The sequence below is a fragment of the Novosphingobium pentaromativorans US6-1 genome (assembly GCF_000767465.1).
In the GTDB taxonomy this organism is placed as follows: domain Bacteria; phylum Pseudomonadota; class Alphaproteobacteria; order Sphingomonadales; family Sphingomonadaceae; genus Novosphingobium; species Novosphingobium pentaromativorans.
Window position 1 is genome coordinate 57,921 of the sequence record NZ_CP009295.1, and the last position, 19,658, is coordinate 77,578.

Sequence of the window (19,658 nt, forward strand, 5' to 3'; positions counted from 1 at the left end):
CCCGGGTTTTCCGGAGGCTATCCGGTTTGACTCAGGCAACCATATCGAGGGTCTCGATGGCTGCATAGCAATTTGCCTCTGCCTCGGCGGGCGGAATGTAGCCGATGGGGCCGAAGAGGCGATGCTCGTTGTACCAGTGGACCCAGCGCAAGGTGGCCATTTCGACGACCGAAGCGCTCGGCCAGGACCGCTGGCGCCAGATTACCTCTGCCTTGTAGAGGCCATTGATCGTTTCGGCCAAGGCGTTGTCATAAGAGTCCCCGACACTGCCGACTGAAGGAACAAGGTTGGCCTCGGCAAGGCGCTGGGTGTAGTTCATGGCAAGGTATTGAACTTTAGAAGCTGACACTTGATCGGACAGTTGGTGCCTGTGAGTGGTCAGCATGGACCTGACCGGTGGGATCAGGCCGCGATCATCTTTTCATTCGCCAGCGGCGTTTTCTCCATCAGCTCTGCCACCCGGTCGATAGGAGATTCGCGCTCGCAGCGCATCCGGGCGGACCGCAGTGGCGGTCAAATGACGGCTCGGGCTCTCAGCCCATGGTCTTAGGTCGGCCTGCCCGCAATTTACGTGCTTCCAGCGCCCCAAAACCCGGATGGTCTCACCATAGCGCCGATCCGAAGATCAGCGAGTCTCGAAGCGCCGTGACCTTCATGCCGGATAACGGTCAGGCCGAACGCATGATCCGAACCATCAAGGAGGCGACCGTCATATCCTTCCACTATGCCTCGATCAACGAATTGCGACGACACGACTGTGATTGGCTGATTGCCTACAACTTTGCCAAGCAGCTCAAGGCTCTCAAGCTCAGAACACCCTACGAAGCTATCGAGCAACTCTGGAAATCAAAGCCGGACGTCCTTATTATCAAACCAAGCCACCACATGCTGGGACTAAACACTTAAATGCAATCCTTATTTTTCGAGGTTCCCCTATGACAACGGTGATAGCTACCAGATATCTTGCCTTTGATGACTTGACCGTTGCATGGACCTGATTTGAGGGGCGTGGGTTCATTGAGGGGATGCCCTATTGTTGCAGGCAGATAACCCGCTATCGGAGCTGGTGTGATGCAAGCGAACGAACCAGGTCTAATAGGCCGTGCCCCAGCCCGGGGTATGACGTTGTGAAGAAGAGGCTGCTCAGGCTGGTGGTCTATTTGGATGCCGCGCGCCTTTCGCCGCGACTCTGGCTGACCGCGCTGTGGTGGCGTATACTGGGCAAGCGGGTGCGGTCGCGTGCACAGTTCGGCCCCTTGCTGGGTGCATCGCCGCGCGCCTACCGGCTGTGGCTTCAGGATGAAGCTGCACTGGATATGACGCACCGAGAGGCCGACCCGGCGATCGTGGCCGTGGTTGGAGAAGGGCAGGGCAGAGACGAAACTGTTCGCAGCGTAGGGGCCGAAGGCATCGCCGTTTTATGCGATGCACCTGGGGCTGATTTTGCATACCAAGGGCGCTACGCGCCCCTGTGGCTGATGTGGCTTGAAGCCGGAGATGCTTTGGCAACAGGCGCAGGGGACGCTTATCGCGCCGCGATTGCCGCCAATGGCCATGCACGCGTGATCTATGCCGACGACGATGTCATTGACACTCGTGGTCGACGTACTCAGCCACACTTCAAACCCGAATGGAATCCCGAACTGCTGCGTCATCACGATTACGTGACGGGCGCTGCCATCGTGCGGGTCGATGCGGCAGCGCTTCGGGCGGTGCTAACGCACTGCACGGCTGCAAGCCTTGCGGCGAAAGCGGCAACCTGTTGCGAGCCACAAGAGGTGGTGCGGTTGCCCCGTGTCCTGCATCATCGCCGCATCCGCCCCGCGCCTCGGGTTCCCGCCGTACCCACACTAAGGGAGTGGCAGCAACCCGGAACCAGTGCGCCCAAAGTCAGCGTCATCGTGCCCACGCGCAACCGGCTTGACCTGCTGCGCACGTGCATCGATGGCCTCATGCGTACTAATTACCCCTCCATGGAAGTGATCGTCGTCGACAACGGCAGTGACGATCCGGCGGCGCTGGAATATCTCGCCGCGCTGGGTCGGGCACGCTTCGAAGTCCTGCGCGACGACGGGCCGTTCAACTTTTCCCGGCTGAATAACCGCGCCGCCAGACTGGCGACGGGCGAGGTGCTGTGCTTGCTCAATAACGACATTGAAGTTTTTGCGCGCGACTGGCTTGAGATCATGGTGCGTCAGGCGCTGCGGCCCGAAGTAGGCGCGGTGGGAGCGTGTCTGCTCTACCCTGACGGCCGGATCCAGCATGCTGGCGTGGTGCTAGGCATCTGCGGTGGGGCGGCGCATGCGCACCGACTGCTGCGCCCGGAGGCTGAGGGTTATTTTCGTCGCCACGCTCTGCCGCAGTTCGTTTCTGCCGTCACTGCGGCCTGCCTTGTAGTGCGGCGCGAGAGCTTCGTGGCGGTCGGCGGACTGGATGAGGAGAACTTTGCCGTGGCCTTCAACGACGTCGACCTATGTATGCGCCTCAACCAGCGAGGCTGGCAGTCGCTGTACGAACCACGCGCGACGCTGGTCCACCACGAATCGGTATCGCGCGGGTTTGACCGCGATCCGATTGGTGCAGCAAGGCTTGCGAGCGAACTGGCCGCGCTTAAGGTGCGCTGGGGGACAGGGGACATGGACCGGCAGGTCGATCCCTTCCATCACCCGCAGCTCAGCCGGTACAGCGAACGTTTTGCGATCCGCCTGAACAGCTAAAGCTATGGCGACGGACACTCCTCCCGCACCCCCCGATGACAAGCGTCTTCACTTGCCGCAGGTGACGCTGTGCGCAGCGACTTCGGTGAACGTCGCTGCCACCATGCGCGCGCTAGAAGCATCGCTGCGCCAGATTCGCTTCGGAGCGTGCAGGCTGCTGACCGATGCCGAAGTCAGCCCCGCGCACCCGGAGATGGAAATCGTGGCGATCGCGCCGCTGCGATCCTCGGCTGCCTATTCCGATTTCCTTCTGACCCGCCTTCCCGACTATGTGGCGACCACGCATTGCCTTGTCGTGCAATGGGATGGGCACCTGATCGACGCCGGCCGCTGGCAGGCCGAGTTCCTTGCTTATGATTACATTGGCGCGAGCTGGCCGCAGTTCGACGACGGGCACGACGTCGGTAACGGCGGATTTTCTCTGCGCAGCCGACGTTTGATGGAACTATGCCGCGATCCGGCCTTCGTGGTGGTTCACCCGGAGGACGTAGCGATTGGTCGCACCAACCGTGCTTGGCTGGAAGCGCAGGGCATGCGCTTTGCCCCCCGGGATCTGGCGGACGCCTTCGCGGCCGAACGCAGTGGTGAACCGCACCGAACTTTCGGCTTTCACGGCGTGTGGAATATGCCCTGCGCAATCGGCCTGGAGGCGTTCTGGCAGATATACTGTCAGCTCGACGAACGGGGCACCCTGAAGCGGGATTTCCGCAGCCTGCTGCGCGATGTCGCAAACGGGCCGCGCGGAATGTCACGCGCGGCCCGAATGATTGCCGACAGATATTTGAAATAGCATCCGTATCCGAGTACGGGCTTCAATTGCGCGCACCGGCACTGTGCGAGGTGGGCCTGCATCGCTTGCAACAAGGACGAAGGCTACTCGTGACCAATCCGTTCCCCGGCATTCCGTTGATCGAATCCCCGCTTTTTCATGGGCAGCGCGGCTCGATGGGTTTGACAGCCGACGAGGAAAGGATCGCCATCGACCTTAACGAACGCGGCTACGCAGTCCTCGACTTTCCTGATCCGCAGATCGACGCACGGATTAATCGGATCAAGGCAAACCTCGGCCCGCGCTATTCAGGCATCGACTTCGCCGATCCGCAAAGCGACAAGACACAAGGTGAACGCCGCATTCAGGATGCTTGGAAATTCGACGAGGATGTGCGCATGATTGCTGCGAACCAAGCCATCCTCGACCTTCTGGGCAAGCTGTATGGACGCGGAGCTTTCCCTTTCCAGACGCTGAATTTCCCAGTAGGCACTCAGCAGGAAGCACACACCGACGCGGTGCATTTCTCCAGCCTGCCCGAACGGTTCATGTGCGGCGTATGGCTGGCGATGGAAGATATCGGGCCGGATGCGGGGCCACTGTTCTATCTACCCGGTTCCCACCGCTGGCCACTCCTGACTAACAGCATGATTGGCCGGCGCGGCTACGGCAGCGAGCTGCATTCCGCGCAGGCCCCCTTCGCCCAGGGTTGGCGGTCGTTGTGCGATGCCTATGGCGCCACCGAGGAAACATTCCTCGCCCGCAAGGGACAAGCGCTGATCTGGACGGCGAACCTGCTGCACGGCGGCAGCCGCCAGAACGACACACGCCTGACGCGCTGGTCGCAGGTGACTCACTATTATTTCGATGATTGCATCTATTACACCCCCGCCTTTTCCGACGAAGCGCTGGGCCGGCTCGACTTACGCAACCTCAAGTCAATCGCCGATGGCCAACCCCGGCCTAATACTTACCTAGGTGAGAAAGTGGAGGGCCCCGGAAAAAAAGGGTTTTCGGCAAAGCCGATGAGAACCTTGTTGCGCTTGCGGCCTTAGACGCGAGCTTCACATCGCCGTCCAGCTTGTTCCGTCGCATTTCACGAAGACGCGGAGCTTCCCTCCGCCCGCCTTTATCTGCTGACCCCAGGCAGTGGGCGCCTTTTCCGCATCGGACATATAGGCAAGTGTACCTCCTCCTACACCGCCACCGCATTTCGGCAGGTCGGCAAAAGGTGCCTCTGCAAGTTGAAGCACCTGGGTGTAAGTCACAGTGTAGCGGGCACGCGCTGAACCGAGGGTGCTGCGCAAATCTTCGGTGGGCAACAAATCGCCAGCAACAATGGCGCCGTCGTTTCCGCGGATGACAGCAACAGCTTTACCTTTAGAATCAATTGCTTCTAGATAATTATTCCAAGTAGCGTTGCCTAGGCTTGCTATTCGCAAGCCGGCTGACAGGCGATCACCATCTGCAGCCTGAAGAATAAGCCCAAACTCGCCGCCATCCCGTGGATTGACTACACCCAGCTGGGTTCGCACGGCTCGCTTGGGCTGGCCCGTCGCATCCGCCGCGAACGTATAGGACTCCAGTGTCGCAGCAAAGCCGGCGCGGACGCCGACATTCGATAAGATCGCCGCCGCATCCCCCTTGGCCTGACGCACGAACACGCTCAATCCGTCGGTCTCTCCCGCAATCGTTGAGGTCGGCCAGTCCGGGCGCACGTTGACCAGCGATAGAGCGTAACTGGCACTGTCCGCGGTTGAAATGCCTGGGCCAGAAGAAGGACCATTGGCCCTGTCGCTCACTTCGATCGTATGGGCGATCTGGGCGGCTCTCCGGGTTCCAGACAGGACCACACAGTTTCGTTCCCTGGTCGTCGATCCTGTACCGTCCGGTGCGATGTTGATCAGGCCTCCGGCGCGTTGTCCATCGACAACGCCTTGCAGGCAAGACGTTTCCGAAGCTTTGGCGTTGGGTTCATCCAGATGGTCCGTTGTGGTCTGCGCGAAGAGTGTGGTTGTGGCGGCGGCGGCGATCAGAGCGACCGAGTAGGCAAATTTCTTCATATGCGCTTTGTTCGCCTATGACGCAGCGGATGCAAGACTTAGCGTGGGGCGCTTCCTAACCTGTACATTCGCTTGTATGGCCTGCCCATTGCTCATAAACAGGCCGCCAATCAGGCTACGGAATTTCAATCTGTTGGAGAATATGGAGCTTTCTAGAGAGATCCGCGCAGCGGAAGCCATGCCTTCTCGTGGCGATTCGCTTGTCAGGCTGCTGCACCGCCGCCGATGGTTTATCCTGTTTGTCATACTGCCAGCCCTGCTTGCAACGGTGTATTATGGGCTGATCGCAGCCGACATGTATGAGTCTGAGTCCCGGTTCGTCATAAAAAACCCAGCGCAAAAGCAAGCACAAGCGACCGGTCTCGCAAGCTTTATACAATCCACCGGAATTTCTTCCGGACATGATCAAACAAACGAAGTCATCGATTATATTCACTCGCGTGATGCGCTAAAGGCTCTTGAAAAAGATGCCAACGTGAAGGCTATTTTTTCGAATAGGAGTGCTGACGTAATAAGCAGATATCCGGGTCCTTTCAAGGACGAGCGATTCGAAAACCTTTATAAGTATTATCGTAAGATGATCGATGTCAGCATCGACCATGACACCAATTCTGCGGTTCTAAGGGTGAAGGCATTCACATCCGAAGATGCCCAGAAACTCAACCTGCGCCTGCTCGAACTAGGTGAACAGGTAGTCAATCGCCTAAATTCACGCTTCCAGACCAAGGCCATCGCCGAGGCAGAGCAACGTGTTCGCGACGCGCAGGCAAAGGTTCGCAATGCCCGGATGGCCCTGCGCGCGTATCGCAATTCTCACGATGTCCTGGACCCTACGGAAGAGGCGACCGGTGTCTTCAAGGTGTCGAACGAACTTATCGCACAACAAGCCGCTATGATGGCCCAGCTTCAGGCGATGGAGCGTGCAGCACCGCGCAATCCCGGAATTGCGGCTCTGCGGGCACGCATCAACGCCATAGGTGCGCAGATCGCGGCACAAACGGGCAGGGCGGTCGGCACCGACAACGGCTTGGCGTCCAAGCTTACGCAATACGAAAGCCTAAAGGTCGATCAGGAATTCGCCACGCAGATGCTGACTATGGCAAGTGCAACGCTGGAGCAGGCCAGGACCGAGGCGCTCAAGCAGCAGTACTATCTGGAACGTATCGTCGAGCCTGATCAACCTGACGTCGCCCTGTATCCCAAGCGGCTTCAGAACATCCTGACAGTCATTGGTGCGGCTCTTGCGCTTTATCTCATCGGGTGGATGTTGATTGTCGGCATTCTCGAGCATTCCCCTGACTGATCGCTTTATGGATAAATTCCTGAAAGCCTGGCAGGTCCAGCAGCGAGTGATCGTCGCCCTGATGATCCGTGAGTTGACGACGCGGTTCGGCCGCGAAAACATTGGCTTTCTCTGGGTCATGGCCGAACCGTTGCTGTTCGCAGGCCTGGTCGGCATGCTGTACAGCTACATGATTGGCGATCAGGAGCATGGCGTAGGCGTCGTTGCTTTCATCGCCAGCGGCTATATCCCACTGACGGTGATGCGAAATTCGTTTGGGCGCTGTGTCAACATTTTCGTCGCCAACAGCGCGCTGCTGTATCACCGACAGGTCAAGGTCCTCGACTTCGTGATCGTACGTTTCATGATCGAGGTGATCGGCGGAATGATGGCTTACGCGCTAATCGGCATTTTGCTGATGGCACTAGGCCTGTTTCCTGTTCCCGCGAACCTTGGCTTTGTGATTGCCGGATGGTCGCTCTACATGCTGTTCGTCTTTTCGGTCTGTCTGGTCATTGCCCCGGTTTCTGAAACCTCGGAGGCGCTCGAAAAGCTGCTTCCTGTGACTGTTTACATTGCAATCCCGTTCTCCGGCACGTTTAACATGGCATCGTGGCTCTCGCCCGAAGCGCGGCAGGTGTTGCTTTGTTCTCCTTTCGTTAACGGCATGGAGATGATGCGCTATGGCTTGTTCGGCGATGCCGTACGGCCGTATTATAACATATGGATCCCGTTGGGCGCCTCGGCGGTCGTAGCAATCATAGGCCTTGCGATGTGCCGTCGTGTGCGCCGGACGTTGGTGGTTGAATGATCTCGTGTATCAATCTTCGCAAGAACTATGCCCAAAAGCAGGTTCTCAAAGGTATTGATCTTGAAATTGCGCCTGGAGACCGCATTGGTCTTCTCGGACGAAACGGTGCAGGCAAGTCCACGCTGATCAAGTTGATTGGCGGTGTCGAATTGCCCACTTCCGGAAGCATCCAGCGCAACATGTCATGCTCGTGGCCTCTCGGCTTCAATGGCGGCTTCCAGGGCAGCCTGACCGGCTATGACAATGCACGCTTCATTGCCCGCATCTATGGGCAGGACTATGCCACGATGCGGCAGTTCGTAGAAGATTTCACCGAACTTGGCGGGCAGCTGCGGATGCCGGTCAAAACCTATTCCTCGGGTATGCGGGCAAGGCTTGCATTCGCGCTGTCCCTGGCCATCGAATTCGACTGCTACCTGATTGACGAAGTCATCCTTGTGGGAGACAAGAACTTTCAGGACAAGTGCCATTACGAACTATTCGAAAGGCGCAAGGACCGCGCCATTCTCCTGGCGTCACACAGCCCTGATTCTATCCGGGAATTCTGCAACCGTGCCGTGGTCCTTCACGGCGGACAAATGTCCCAATTCGATGACCTGGAAAGGGGCCTTGAGATCTACCAGGATCTTTAAGTCGACTGGTGGGCGCCGGCGATGCTCATCGTTTTTGCAATTCCCTCCTCCAGCGACACGGTCGGCGACCAGCCCAGAACCAAGGCCGCTTGCGAGATGTCGAGGCAGCTGCGCGGAACGTCGAAGGAGCGGCCTTGATCGAAATGGACCTTGAGCGCCTCGAGGCTGTAGCGCGACACGATGTTGCACACATCCAGCAGGGAATGCTCCTGACCCGATCCGATGTTGAGCGTAACGCTTGGTCCGCGATAGCCGGACGCCGCGGCCACGGCTGATCCGACATCGTCTAGAGGGCATAGCGTGGGAGGTACGCCAAGCAACGCTAAGGACGAACAATACCGGAACGGCGTGCAAGGGCATCACGGCCCCTGTGCATTATCAGGACACGGATTCACGGTAGCGGTTTGATGAGCAGCGGCATGAGGCCGTTGGCGTCGAGATCGAGGTGATCGGACCAGACATAATCGCCGGTGAGATTGATGCGATCCCAACCCAACGGCGAGAGCCGGGACAGCATAGCTGGATCGATGGGGCTTCCTCGACGACGCATTTCGTCGACGGCGCGCCCCAGATAGCGACAGTTGAACAGGATAATCGCTGCGGTGACGAGGTTGAGCGCGGCCGCTCGGGTCTGCTGGTTCTCCAGGCCACGGTCGCGAAAACGGCCGAGCCGATGGAAGGCGACCGCCCGGGCAAGGCTGTTGCGGGCCTCGCCCTTGTTCAACTCGGCAGTGACGGTACGGCGCAGAGCCGGATCCTCGAACCAGCGGAGCGTGAACAGCGTGCGCTCGATCCGCCCGATCTCCCGCAGCGCCGCAGCGAGGCTGTTCTGCTGGCGGTAGGCGGACAGCTTCTTCAGGATCAACGATGGCGTGACGGTGCGGTGACGGATCGCGCCAATGACACGTTCAATATCGGGCCAGTGGCTGACGATCAGGTCCCGGTTGAGCCTGTGACCGAACAGTGGCGCAAGCCTGCCATAGCGCTTCGAGGGTTCGAAAGCGTAGAGGCGCCGGTCGGACAGGCGAGGAATGCGCGGCTCGAAATCGAGCCCGAGGAGATGCATCGTCGCGAATACGATGTCGGAAACGCCGCCTCCATCGACGTGCAGCGCGGTCAGATCGGCGTTGCTGTCATGGCCGAGGAGCCCATCGAGCGCATGGATGGCTTCTCCTGCCGTGCCGGCGATCACCGTCTGGTGCAGCGGCGCGTAGCGGTCGGTGATGGTGGTGTAGATCTTGACCACTGGGTCGCGACCATAATGGGCGTTGACCGCTCCGCCGGCTTCGCCCGGCCCGCCCAGGTAGAAGGCCTGGCCATCCGCGGAAGCCCGGTGTCCTTGCCCAAACCAGGCGGCGATCGGCTCGGCGTGGATGGCGTCGGTCAGACAGGCGAGCGCCGCCCGAAAGGTTTCCTCGCGCATGTGCCATGTCTGCATGCGCAGCAGCGCGCGGCGTGACCCTGCGCCGCATACCTCGGCCATGCGCGACAGCCCAAGATTGGTCGCTTCGGCAATCAGAGTGGCGAGGAAGGCCTGCTCATCGCCAGGCGGCAACCCGGTCGAGACGTGCCCGAAGTGCCGGGTGAAGCCGGTCCAGCGTTCGACTTGCGACAACACGTCGGTGATACGCGTGGCAGGCAGCATGTCGTAGCAGGCAAGCGTCAGGCGCCGTCCTTCGTCGTGCCTGGCATCATCGTCCTTCAGTTCCTTGGGAAATCGCAATCGCTCGCCAGCGAACAGGGCAGCATCGCGTCCGGCCAGATTGTGGGCGACGTCGCGCAAGGCGCTGTCGAGCTGCGCGGCGCGCTGATCGAGCCATGCGTGTGGATTACCGAGCGAGAACGGCGGTTGCAGCGCTGCGCCGGATAACGGCGCGAGCAGCACGTCCAGCGACCTGTGCAGCCTTGACCTCGGCACCCAGATATCACCCGAGGCCAGTGCATTGGTGAGCGCGCCGTAAGTCGCCATCTCCCAGTGCGTCCGGTCGATCTTGCCGGCGACCACGACATGGCGGTGCCAGCGCCGCTCGACATGACCGAGCGGAACGTCGGCAGGGAGGGGCTTGCGCCAGTCGCCATCAAGATTCGACAGGATCGCCATCGCGTCGCGCAATGCCGCGGTGCCGGCCCGACCGTGGAAATCGAGCGCTTGCAGGAATAGAGGCCCTGTTCGCTTGAAGGTCCGGTATTCGGCTGCGATCTCGCTCAGCACATCGTCCCTGTGAGGTGCCGCGGTACGACGGATGATTGCGGCATCAGCATCGAGCATGTCGAGAGGCACGATATCCCTGAGGGCCGCACCGATATCTCCGCCGGCGCGTGCTGCCTGGCTAACTGTTTCCAGCACAGTGGCGATCCGCATCAGCCGATCGCGGCCTTCGCGTCCCGAAATCGCGACCCTCTGCTCCAGGCGTTTGCGAGCACGAAGGTGAGCGCGTCCCATCAAGGCGCTGAACATGGCGATCGCCGCGTCGGTAAGCGTGGCCTCCATCTCGCGCAGCGTTGCAAGCAGGATGACCCGCCTGCGGGAGACGCGCATCTGTTGGAAAGCCTGGGCTGTATATCGCACGCCTTCGCGGGCGAACTGCGTCAGGCGGGGCTCGTGCAGGGGATCGACCGGAATGCTGGAAATACCGGTCCTATGGATTATCGCGACCTTCTCGAGGATTTCGGCAAGCGAGGCTGACGCGACGCGGGGCTCTGGTTCGCGCAGCCAGGACAAGCGGCTCTGCCGGTCATGTACCTTCTCATCGATCAGCATATCGAGACGCTGACGCATATCCGCATCGAGTTTAGCATCGACCGCGGCGACCAGATCGGTTTCCGTCCGAAGCATCGCCTCGGCCGCCATCCGCTCAACGACGCTGATGCCAGGGATGACGATGCGTCGCGTGCGCAGCTCGTCCAGCAATCGATCAAGCAAAATGCGCCCGTCCACGATAGCCATGGCTTCGGTTTCCAGCCAAGTCATCATGATGCCGCGCGCTGGCCGGCTCAGATCGGTGAATCCGAAGCGCGCCTTGATGGCGGCAAGCTGATCGTAGCGGGTCGGCGCTCGCCGCGCGAAGTCGGCGACGACGCCTGCATCCACTCCGACCTGTTCGGCGATGTGGTCGAGCATGATTGCAGGCAACAGCTCGCCTGTGCGCAGATGTCGCCCCGGATAGCGCAGGCAGCAGAGTTGCAGGGCATAGCTCAAGCGGGTCGCCGGAGTGCGTGCGAAGCCGATCGCAGCAAGGTCCTCGGCATCGAGGCCATGATGTCGCACCACCGCCGCCTCGCTGTCGGGCAAAGCAAGCAACGCGGCGCGCTGCCGCTGGGTCATCGGAATACGTGCGGGCATGTTTCATCCTCCAAAAACCTCTTGCCTTTTGTTGGCTTAGTGAAAGAGGATTGTGAAAGACCCAAGGCTGCGGAAATTGGTGCATGCTGTTTCCGCCTCCAGATACGGCCGTTTGTGAAAGAGACGCAGATGACGCGCGAACCCTATCTGATCGGTTATGCCCGCGTGTCGAAGGGCGACGACCAGTCGAACGCCGCGCAGCGGCGCGCGCTCGATGCGGCCGGCTGCAAGCGGGTGTTCGAGGAGACCGCCAGCGGTGGGCGGTGGGACCGACCCAAGCTTCTGGAGATGATCGGCCAGTTGCGCGACGGAGACGTCGTCGTCGTCTGGAAGCTTGACCGGCTGTCGCGCAGCCTAAAGGATATGCTGCACATCATGGAGCGGATCGAGCTGGCAGGCGCGGGCTTCCGCTCACTGACCGAGGCGATCGACACCACCACCGCGGCAGGGCGGATGATGATGCAGATGGTGGGAAGCTTCGCCGAGTTCGAGCGGGCCATGATCCGCGAGCGTACCAGCGCCGGCCTTGCCCAGGCTCGCGCAGAAGGACGGATCGGCGGGCGTCGGCCCAAGCTCGGCGACAAGCAGCGCCGCGAAATCGCCGAGTCCGTCACGTCCGGCCGCAAGTCCGGTGCCGAGATGGCGCGGCTCTACGGCGTCAGTGAACCCACCGTCTCGCGCATCGTCGCCGCGCACCGCCAGCAATTCAGTCAGCAGCAGAGGGAACAGGCATGAAGCGTGGTCACGATCTGTCCGGCGTCATGAAGTTCGCCACCTCGCCGGCCTGGGGCGAGCATCTGGGCGAGGCGCTCGGCGATCATCTCGGGCTGGCGATGGAGGAGTTCGACTTCGAAGCGGACGAGCTGGCGGACATCGTCGGCGATCATTGGGCCGGCGTGTTGTGGGGATGCGCGTTCGAGGATCTGCTGACGCGCACCATCCAACCCGACCGGAACATCGTCGATGACTATATTCGGCGCCGGGGCTGGAATGAGAGCGGCCCGACCAAAATCTACCTGCGTGCCCTTCGATCGTCAGTGATGAGCCTCCACGAGGTCAGCGAGGTCGAGCCCGGCAGCGGCTTCCTCGTGCGCGACCTGATCCGGGGCGGCGAGCCGCTTCGAGTATCCGAGCGCAGCGCCTCGCAGACGCTGAAGCAATGGGACAGGATCGGTGCCCGCGTCGTGCAGGTCGGAGGCAAGCACCTCCTGTCGGGCGGCGTGCTGTCGTTCACGATGGAGGCGGCCGAGGCGCTCGTCGCCGATCTACGGCGCTCGAAGGGCAAGCGCAGCCCGCGCACCGCGTTGAACCTAGACGCCGACGATCTGGCTGCACTTCCGGCCCTCATCAGCACGGCATGGCTGTTCGATGTCGTTCCCAAGACCATGGGACCGGCGCCCATCCCCACGCTGCACAACATTGATGGCGAGGAGGTGATGTTCCACCGCGTGCGCTTTCCCTTCGCACGCGGCGTGACCCAGGCGCTGGTCGGCGAGCGGCTTGATACTGTCCCTGCGCTTCAGCGGGAAACCACGCACTTTTGGAACTGGCTGGGCGAGAAACCGAACGGAAAAGCGAAAAGCACCGGGCGCATGGCGTGGGGTGTGACGATGGCGGACGGCACCCCGGTGCTCGGCAATGTCGAATTGAAAGGCCGCGCCCTGATGCTCGCCGTCACCTCGGCCGAGCGAGCGAAACGCGGCACCGCGCTTATCAACGATGCGCTCGCCGGGTTGGTCGGCTCGCCGCTGACCACGATTGAGACGGTCGAACAGGCCATGGCGGCGCGGGCCGAGGGGCTGACATCATCCGAACCGGCACCCGCCATTGCGCCAGAGGTTGCAACCCCGCTCATCCATGCCATGCTCGACCGTCAGTACCGCGCGACGCTCGATGAACCCGTCGGCATGCTCGGCGACATCACCCCGCGCGCAGCCGTTCAAACTGCCGCAGGCCGGCACCGAGTAGCCGGGTGGCTCAAGCATCTCGAAAACCGCAGCAGCAGCCAACTCGACGCGAACGACCCGATGGCCACCTACGACTTCACTTGGATATGGCGCGAACTTGGCATCGAGAACCTGCGCAAATAGTTCGCTACCCCTGACGTCGATGCCTACCGTGAATCCGTGTCCCTACAATGCACAGAGGCCGATAGGACCATGGCAACAGAGGCGATTGTCGCACTGGAACAGCAGCGCGGTTTCGCGCTTAGTGACGAGCAGAAGGGCGCGATCCTGGCTCTGGTATCCGGTAATAATGCTATTCAGGTCATTCAGGGCGATGCAGGTACCGGCAAGTCGACCCTGTTCAGCTTTGCGGCCGCGATCACGGCACAAGTTGGTCGCGCGCCCTTGTTCCTTACGTCGCAGGCCTCGCTCGTCGCCGAAATGCGCGAAAGCGGCCTCGATGCGCATACGCTTGCCTCGGTGCTGGTCGCGCATGCCGACAGGGCGGGGCGCATGTCGCCAGGCGAGCGGGGAAGGGCGCTTTTTGAGGACCGCCTCGTCATCGTCGAGGAGGCGTCCATGGTCTCGACCCGCGAGGCAGCACTGTTGATCGAGCTGGCCGACAAGGCAGGCGCGCTGAAGCTTGCCTTTGTAGGGGACGAAAGGCAGATCGACCCGGTCCAGGCAGGACGCGCATTCAGCCTGATGCAACAGCACGGCGTGCCGACCGAGACCTTGACCGAAAATCGCCGTCAGCTCGATCCTGCGCTACGCGAAGCAGTAGAACATGCGCGGAAAGGGGATCTCGGCAAGACCTTCGATGTGCTGGGCGAGCGCGTTATCGAACGGGCAGACCCGGCTGCAGCGGCGGCCGCCTTGTACCTGTCCCTGTCGCCACATGAACGGGACCGGACGGCGTTGCTGACATCGGGGCATGTGCTGCGGGAAGCCGTGCTCGACCATGTCCGCGACGGCTTGCTAGCGCGCGGCGAACTCGGCTCGCAGGTGCTTTCCATCGAAACGCTGGACCGGCTGAACCTCACGCGGGAGGAATTGCGCAACATCCGCAGTTGGGCCGAAGGCATGAGGCTGGAGGTGTATCGGGATCAGGCGGGCCTCAATCGCGGTTCGTACAAGATCGGCATCGTCTCGCCTGAAGACAATCTTGTGCAGCTGACGTCGGGAGGCGAAGAATATTGGCTCGATCCGCGCGGGCTTCCTCCATCTGGCTCAGGTGTCAGCCTGGCTGTACCCGGGCGGACGGAGGTGAGGGAAGGGGACCGGCTGATGTTCACCACGCCCGACAAGGATCTCGGTGTCGTCAACGGGACGCGGGCAGTGGTGACTGCGATCGAAGGAGAGACGCTTCACCTGGCGAATGGCGAGCGGCAATATGCTCTTGGCCCGGACGATCCGGCGCGGGAGCACATTGGTCATGCGGCGGTGCTCAACATGCACCGTGCTCAGGGGATCACGGTCGATCGCGCTATCGCGGTGATGTCGAGCGGTGACCGGCTCCTCAACAGCGAAAGCCTCCACTATGTTCTGGAGACGCGGGCGCGAGAGGAGCTTACTCTTGTGACCGACGACAAGGCCGCGCTTCGAGACAGCATCGAGGGCCACCGCGGCAGTGTCCCGCACGCGATGGATCTCGCGCCCGAACTGAGTGACGCTGACGGGGAGGCGTTCGACCCTAAAACAGGCGAGTTGCTGGAGAACCCGGTCCGCGATGCGCCAAGCCCGGCCGAACTGTTCGAAAAGGCGATGGCGAGGGAATTTCCCGCTCCTGAAAAGGAACGTGAGCCCCAGCGGGAGAATGAGGTGGAACGCGAGGAGCCCGACATCGGCGACGACTTCGAGATGGAGATGTGAAAGTGCAGCCTTGCTCTATGCGTTGACCAGCGGGAACATCACTCGTCGACAAGACAGGCATGTTCGGACCAACTTTTTCCCCAGCGTTCCAGGGGCTCCGATCATGAATAGCGGGGTCGAGGTCTGAATGTCCCATGATGGTTCTCCGATGGCCGGAATGGCCAGCGCGAGTATAGACCCATCGCCTCTCACCTTTGACATGTGTCGCGCGACACTTGACAGTCCTGCGGCACCGGGCTAAGCCCGCATGATGGAAATAGAGAGCATCAGGCACAAGGGCCTGCGCCGCTTCTTCGAGACGGGTAACGCCAAAGGCCTGGTTGGAGATGCGGGGCGACTGCGCAAGATGCTCGCCTTCATCGACGCTGCGGAAAGCTTCGAGGAGCTGTCGGTGCCTCCGAACTTCGGATTGCATGAGCTGACAGGCGATCGGAAGGGGATCTGGTCGATGACGGTTACGAGAAACTGGCGGATGACCTTCGGTTTGAATGACGAAGGCGCGCTGATCGATATGGATCTGGAGGATTATCATGGCGCTTAAGATGCACCCGTCGCTCGCGGTCCACGTGGGGGACTGGCTGAAGACGGAAATCGTGGAGCCCGCGCAGGTCAGCGTGACGGCTTTGGCCGAGCATTTTGGTGTATCGAGGCAGGCATTGAGCACCTTGCTGAATGGCAATTCGAACCTGTCTGCCGATATGGCTATCCGGTTTGAGAAGGCCTTTGGCATCAAGGCCGACACGCTGTTGCGGATGCAGACGACCTATGAACTGGCCCAGGCTCGCAAGCACGAGCAGGATATAAAGGTCGAGAAACTCGCAACAGCTGCCTGACATCGCCAACATAACCGACATTCAATGGCAATTACCTGCCCCCTGAAACCCTCCGTTCGTTCATCAAACTACAACATCGGCACCAACAACCGATCTTGGGGACGAAGCCGTTATTCCTCCCCGCATCGCCAAAACGTCGGTTTTCGACAAGAGCCGACTTACGCGCACCGGGCCAACCTCGTCGATTGGCATGGCCGTACGTAGGTGATGCAGTGCATCCCGCGGCGAGGACGAGTCATCAGGACTTACGCAATGCCCAGTGCCTTCGCCCTAGGGGCGGACCCAGCCCAACCATCTCGCGCTTCATCGTGCTAGACTGCGAACAAGATAGGTCTCGAGCTTCTTACGAAACGCAGGGTCATTAGCGCGAACCACTTCATCGTGTCCCAAGCCCTCCAGTATCCACCACTCGCTTCCTGGCGGTGCTGCCCGGTACATGGCTTCAATCTCAGCGGGAGGAGTGTATGCGTCGAGCTCTCCCCCAACCACCATGACCGGAACGCGAACCTTGTTCATGGCTGCGAGGGGAGACAATTTATCCGGTCCAACTCCATAGCGTGGAATGGACTGATAGCTCAGCATCGGTTCGATTGCCACTGCCGGCAGGGTCCCGACGGCGGCTTCGATGCGATTGAAAATGGCCGTGCGAATGTCAGGGTAGACCGACATCATCACAAGAGCGTCGACGTCGAGAGGGCCTCTGTCGCCAAGAACGCTGGCCGCACCGCCCAGAGAGAAACCGATTGCCCCCAGCTTGCTCGCGGGGTGCTGCTGCCTGAGCCACGCGAGTGCGGCATGGGCATCACGGGCTTCAAGATAGCCGAAACTTTTGCTTTGTGGACTGGATTGGCCATGTCCGCGCATATCGATGGACAGCACGGAATAGCCTTCGCCTGCCAACCACGTTGCCATATCGAGCATATCTCGCCGATTGCCGCCGTTGCCGTGCAACAAGAGAATGGCCGGGGCGGTGGAATCGTCAGCCTTCCAGTAACTCGCAGCGATCTCGACCTGATCCGATGTCGTCAACCGGATTTCGGTGGCGGGCGCGGGGGCAGGTTCAACCGACGCGTTGGTCGCGCCAGTCATTGCCGAACCAACAACCCAGATGCCGGTAAGTCCGGCAATCAAAGCCAGCATCCCCATACAGCCCAATCGTGTTCGCCACGTTAGGAATGATCGCCTTCTTGCCTTTGAGGACATTTCAACCTTCGCCAAGGCTGGAATTTTCGAGGGTCTATCACAATATAATTCAAAGCTATGTTAATGTGACCGCTTTTGGCTTGTGTCCGGAAAATCCGGTTCCGGGATGCCAATTGCAATAGCTGCGGTTAGGGTTTGGCAGGCTGCTGCCGCCAACAGAGCCGTCGTTCCCGGTCTCAGAACCAACCGTTGAAACCGGACATAGATTCACGCGGCGGATCATGGGTGAAACAGGGCCGGTTTCGGACCGTCCGGTCTGGGCTCTAAAACTAAAGAAAGCCGCCATTCCTCGATAGGGCAAGATGACGATCTTAGTCCCGTGGGCAGTCCCGCCTAAATGAGGCACCCGCCATCCGCGGCTGCTGACGCCATTGCTCGCAGAAAATCGTACCACGCGTCCATCCCTTCACCGGTGCGGGCGGAAACCAGCAAGACGCGCGCATTGGGGTTTACTGAGGAGATGTTTGAGCGGCATGCGGCCTCGTCGAATCCAACATGCGGGGCGAGGTCGATCTTGTTGATCAGCACCACCTCTGCTGCGCGGAACATGTGCGGATATTTGAGTGGCTTGTCCTCGCCCTCCGGGGTGGAGATAACGGCGACCTTCATCCGCTCACCCAGATCGAACATCGCCGGACAAACAAGATTGCCGACATTCTCGATCAGCAGCAACGAGCCGGATTTCGGTGCGAGTTCTTCAACAGCGCGGGCAACCATATCGGCTTCGAGGTGACAGCCGGCCCCTGTGTTGATCTGGATTGCACGGGCCCCCGCTTCGCGAATGCGCGTGGCATCATTGGCCGTCTGTTGATCACCTTCGATAACGGCAATCGGCAGACTTCCTTCCAGCGCCCGGATCGTGGTTTCGAGCAAGGTCGTCTTGCCAGCCCCAGGCGAACTGACGAGATTGAGCGCGACAACACCGCGCCCTTCGAACCAGCCCCGGTTGCGAGCCGCCTGGCGATCATTCCGGTCAAGCACGGCGGTTTCCAGCGATACACGCGCCGCTTGTTCACCGTGGTGGTGATGGTCATGCCCGTGATCATGATGATGGTGATGATGGTGCCCGTGTGAATGATCATGATCGTGTGAATGATTGTGATCGTGGGTGTGGTCATGATCGTGGGAATGGTCATCGCCGCCGCGAAGCAGCACTCGCTTTCCGGTTTCCGGGTCGATCATCGCGATCTCGTTGTCAGGATCGGTGCATCCGCAGGTGCCGCACATCAGGCCATTTCCTCCATATCGAAATCCTTGATGATGAACTGGTCGGTCTCGCCTTCCAGAAATTCGAGTGCAGCCTTCTCGAGCAGCGTACCTTCGCTCGCCACCTCGAATGAAAATCGGATCGCCTCGCGCTCTACGCAGGCATAGGGGCCGACTGCCAGGCGAACACGCGACACCCGCCGACCCTGCGCGTGATCACCAACAATGGCGACAATATTCCGGGCAAGAGACAGCTCGTGCATCAGGCCGCCCCCAACACGCCAGGCAGGTTGGCGTAGATCGTGTGCAATCCCAGGCCAAGTGCCAGCACAGCCAACGACAGATTCAGCGCTCGATGAAGTCGCAAGGCAACACGCTCTGCATAGCCAAGCGGCCAGGAGGCGACAAAGCTGAGCGCAGCCATTCCTGCAATTGAGCCAACTCCGAACAGCAGGACATAGATAACCGCCAGCAGAGGATCACCAACCGAAGCGACTGCCAGGGTAAGCAGGGCAGCCGATCCTGCCGCGCCATGCACCAGCCCGACAGCCAGCGCTTTCAAGGGAAATTTGTGGGGGTGAGAGTGTTCGTGGCGGCTCGCATCATGGGGCGCCCGTTCGCCAAGATGGCTGTGAGCATGAAAATGACGTTCGCCATCGGAATGATCGTGCAGATGGAAATGCACCCGTGCCTTGCGCATCCGCCAAAGTACATCGCCCCCCAGCAGAATCAGCATGAAGCCAACGGCGCTCTCCAGAAGGGCTGCCGTACGGCCTGTCAATGCCATGCCCAGCAGGATCACTGCAGAACAGATCGCGAGCAGGGTGAGCGTATGCCCTAGCCCCCACGCAGCACCCCGCAGCACCATCGACCGGCGCGAATTCCGTCCCGTGGCCATGGCACCGACTGCGGCGAGGTGATCGGGTTCGAGCGCATGGCCCATTCCGGCAAGGAAACCCAGGGCGATCAACGAGAGTTGCA

General features: G+C 60.5%; 18 protein-coding genes and 2 pseudogenes. 12 read left to right on the forward strand and 8 right to left on the reverse strand.

Translation table 11 applies throughout. The features are described 5' to 3' along the window. Positions 1 to 31 precede the first annotated feature (31 nt). Positions 32 to 331, reverse strand: a pseudogene (locus tag JI59_RS24735) (integrase core domain-containing protein); the annotation flags it as partial. A 332-nt stretch (positions 332 to 663) separates the two neighbouring features. On the opposite strand from JI59_RS24735, the pseudogene JI59_RS24740 reads away from it, so the two are divergent. From JI59_RS24740 to JI59_RS24755, 4 genes and pseudogenes are all read left to right on the forward strand, one after another. Continuing rightward, positions 664 to 906 (forward strand): annotated as a pseudogene (locus JI59_RS24740) (IS481 family transposase); the annotation flags it as partial. A gap of 221 nt (positions 907 to 1,127) precedes the next feature. Continuing rightward, positions 1,128 to 2,717 (forward strand): glycosyltransferase family 2 protein, encoded by a 1,590-nt coding sequence (locus JI59_RS24745; protein ID WP_007015815.1) that lies wholly within the window; start codon positions 1,128 to 1,130, stop codon positions 2,715 to 2,717. Positions 2,718 to 2,721: 4 nt separating this feature from the next. Next, positions 2,722 to 3,507 (forward strand): DUF5672 family protein, encoded by a 786-nt coding sequence (locus JI59_RS24750; protein WP_052118059.1) that lies wholly within the window; start codon positions 2,722 to 2,724, stop codon positions 3,505 to 3,507. 89 nt (positions 3,508 to 3,596) lie between these two features. Beyond that, positions 3,597 to 4,541, forward strand: coding sequence for a phytanoyl-CoA dioxygenase family protein (locus JI59_RS24755; RefSeq protein ID WP_007015817.1), 945 nt, complete (start codon positions 3,597 to 3,599; stop codon positions 4,539 to 4,541). A gap of 9 nt (positions 4,542 to 4,550) precedes the next feature. On the opposite strand, the gene JI59_RS24760 is transcribed toward JI59_RS24755, so the two are convergent. Beyond that, positions 4,551 to 5,549 (reverse strand): hypothetical protein, encoded by a 999-nt coding sequence (locus tag JI59_RS24760; RefSeq protein WP_007015818.1) that lies wholly within the window; start codon positions 5,547 to 5,549, stop codon positions 4,551 to 4,553. Between the two features lie 142 nt (positions 5,550 to 5,691). Here JI59_RS24760 and JI59_RS24765 point away from each other — a divergent pair, with 142 nt between their 5' ends. From JI59_RS24765 to JI59_RS24775, 3 genes are read left to right on the forward strand one after another with little or no spacing between them, the layout of a single operon-like run. Then, on the forward strand, positions 5,692 to 6,852 hold the full coding sequence (locus tag JI59_RS24765) for a KpsE/RkpR family capsule polysaccharide export protein (protein WP_007015819.1): 1,161 nt from the start codon (positions 5,692 to 5,694) through the stop codon (positions 6,850 to 6,852). A 7-nt stretch (positions 6,853 to 6,859) separates the two neighbouring features. Continuing rightward, positions 6,860 to 7,642: an ABC transporter permease gene (locus JI59_RS24770; protein WP_007015820.1), complete on the forward strand. Its 783-nt coding sequence runs from the start codon at positions 6,860 to 6,862 to the stop codon at positions 7,640 to 7,642. Further along, on the forward strand, positions 7,639 to 8,274 hold the full coding sequence (locus tag JI59_RS24775) for an ABC transporter ATP-binding protein (RefSeq protein ID WP_007015821.1): 636 nt from the start codon (positions 7,639 to 7,641) through the stop codon (positions 8,272 to 8,274). Before JI59_RS24770 ends, JI59_RS24775 begins: the two co-directional genes overlap by 4 nt. Here the strand turns inward: JI59_RS24775 and JI59_RS24780 are convergent. Together JI59_RS24780 and JI59_RS24785 are read right to left on the reverse strand one after the other, a co-directional pair. After that, complete coding sequence (locus tag JI59_RS24780) at positions 8,271 to 8,543, reverse strand: Rossmann-fold NAD(P)-binding domain-containing protein (protein ID WP_007015822.1); 273 nt, start codon at positions 8,541 to 8,543, stop codon at positions 8,271 to 8,273. The two genes, JI59_RS24775 and JI59_RS24780, sit on opposite strands and share 4 nt — an antisense overlap. 122 nt (positions 8,544 to 8,665) lie before the next feature. Then, a complete protein-coding gene (locus JI59_RS24785) occupies positions 8,666 to 11,617 on the reverse strand; it encodes a Tn3 family transposase (protein ID WP_228168062.1) in 2,952 nt (983 codons plus the stop codon). Positions 11,618 to 11,746: 129 nt separating this feature from the next. Here JI59_RS24785 and JI59_RS24790 point away from each other — a divergent pair, with 129 nt between their 5' ends. From JI59_RS24790 to JI59_RS24810, 5 genes are all read left to right on the forward strand, one after another. Next, positions 11,747 to 12,352, forward strand: coding sequence for a recombinase family protein (locus JI59_RS24790; protein ID WP_026109404.1), 606 nt, complete (start codon positions 11,747 to 11,749; stop codon positions 12,350 to 12,352). Then, the gene (locus JI59_RS24795; protein WP_007015766.1) at positions 12,349 to 13,707 is read left to right on the forward strand and encodes a DUF7986 domain-containing protein; all 1,359 of its coding nucleotides are present in this window, start codon (positions 12,349 to 12,351) and stop codon (positions 13,705 to 13,707) included. Before JI59_RS24790 ends, JI59_RS24795 begins: the two co-directional genes overlap by 4 nt. Before the next feature lie 69 nt (positions 13,708 to 13,776). After that, positions 13,777 to 15,435, forward strand: coding sequence for an ATP-dependent DNA helicase (locus JI59_RS24800; protein ID WP_007015765.1), 1,659 nt, complete (start codon positions 13,777 to 13,779; stop codon positions 15,433 to 15,435). A gap of 250 nt (positions 15,436 to 15,685) precedes the next feature. Beyond that, positions 15,686 to 15,976 carry a type II toxin-antitoxin system RelE/ParE family toxin gene (locus tag JI59_RS24805; RefSeq protein ID WP_039858854.1) on the forward strand — a complete coding sequence of 97 codons (291 nt, stop codon included), beginning with the start codon at positions 15,686 to 15,688 and terminating at the stop codon, positions 15,974 to 15,976. Further along, complete coding sequence (locus JI59_RS24810; RefSeq protein ID WP_039330864.1) at positions 15,966 to 16,268, forward strand: HigA family addiction module antitoxin; 303 nt, start codon at positions 15,966 to 15,968, stop codon at positions 16,266 to 16,268. The genes JI59_RS24805 and JI59_RS24810 overlap by 11 nt, the downstream gene beginning before the upstream one ends. 303 nt (positions 16,269 to 16,571) lie before the next feature. Here the strand turns inward: JI59_RS24810 and JI59_RS24815 are convergent, their stop codons facing one another. The 4 genes from JI59_RS24815 to JI59_RS24830 form a co-directional block, all read right to left on the reverse strand. Beyond that, positions 16,572 to 17,408 carry an alpha/beta hydrolase gene (locus JI59_RS24815; RefSeq protein WP_062780548.1) on the reverse strand — a complete coding sequence of 279 codons (837 nt, stop codon included), beginning with the start codon at positions 17,406 to 17,408 and terminating at the stop codon, positions 16,572 to 16,574. Between the two features lie 396 nt (positions 17,409 to 17,804). Beyond that, positions 17,805 to 18,698, reverse strand: a complete 894-nt coding sequence (hypB, locus tag JI59_RS24820; protein ID WP_007015761.1) for a hydrogenase nickel incorporation protein HypB — start codon at positions 18,696 to 18,698, stop codon at positions 17,805 to 17,807. Continuing rightward, on the reverse strand, positions 18,698 to 18,940 hold the full coding sequence (locus tag JI59_RS24825) for a hydrogenase maturation nickel metallochaperone HypA/HybF (RefSeq protein WP_011536540.1): 243 nt from the start codon (positions 18,938 to 18,940) through the stop codon (positions 18,698 to 18,700). The genes hypB and JI59_RS24825 overlap by 1 nt, the downstream gene beginning before the upstream one ends. Beyond that, the gene (locus tag JI59_RS24830; protein WP_238532663.1) at positions 18,940 to 19,647 is read right to left on the reverse strand and encodes a HoxN/HupN/NixA family nickel/cobalt transporter; all 708 of its coding nucleotides are present in this window, start codon (positions 19,645 to 19,647) and stop codon (positions 18,940 to 18,942) included. The genes JI59_RS24825 and JI59_RS24830 overlap by 1 nt, the downstream gene beginning before the upstream one ends. Between the last annotated feature and the right edge of the window lie 11 nt (positions 19,648 to 19,658).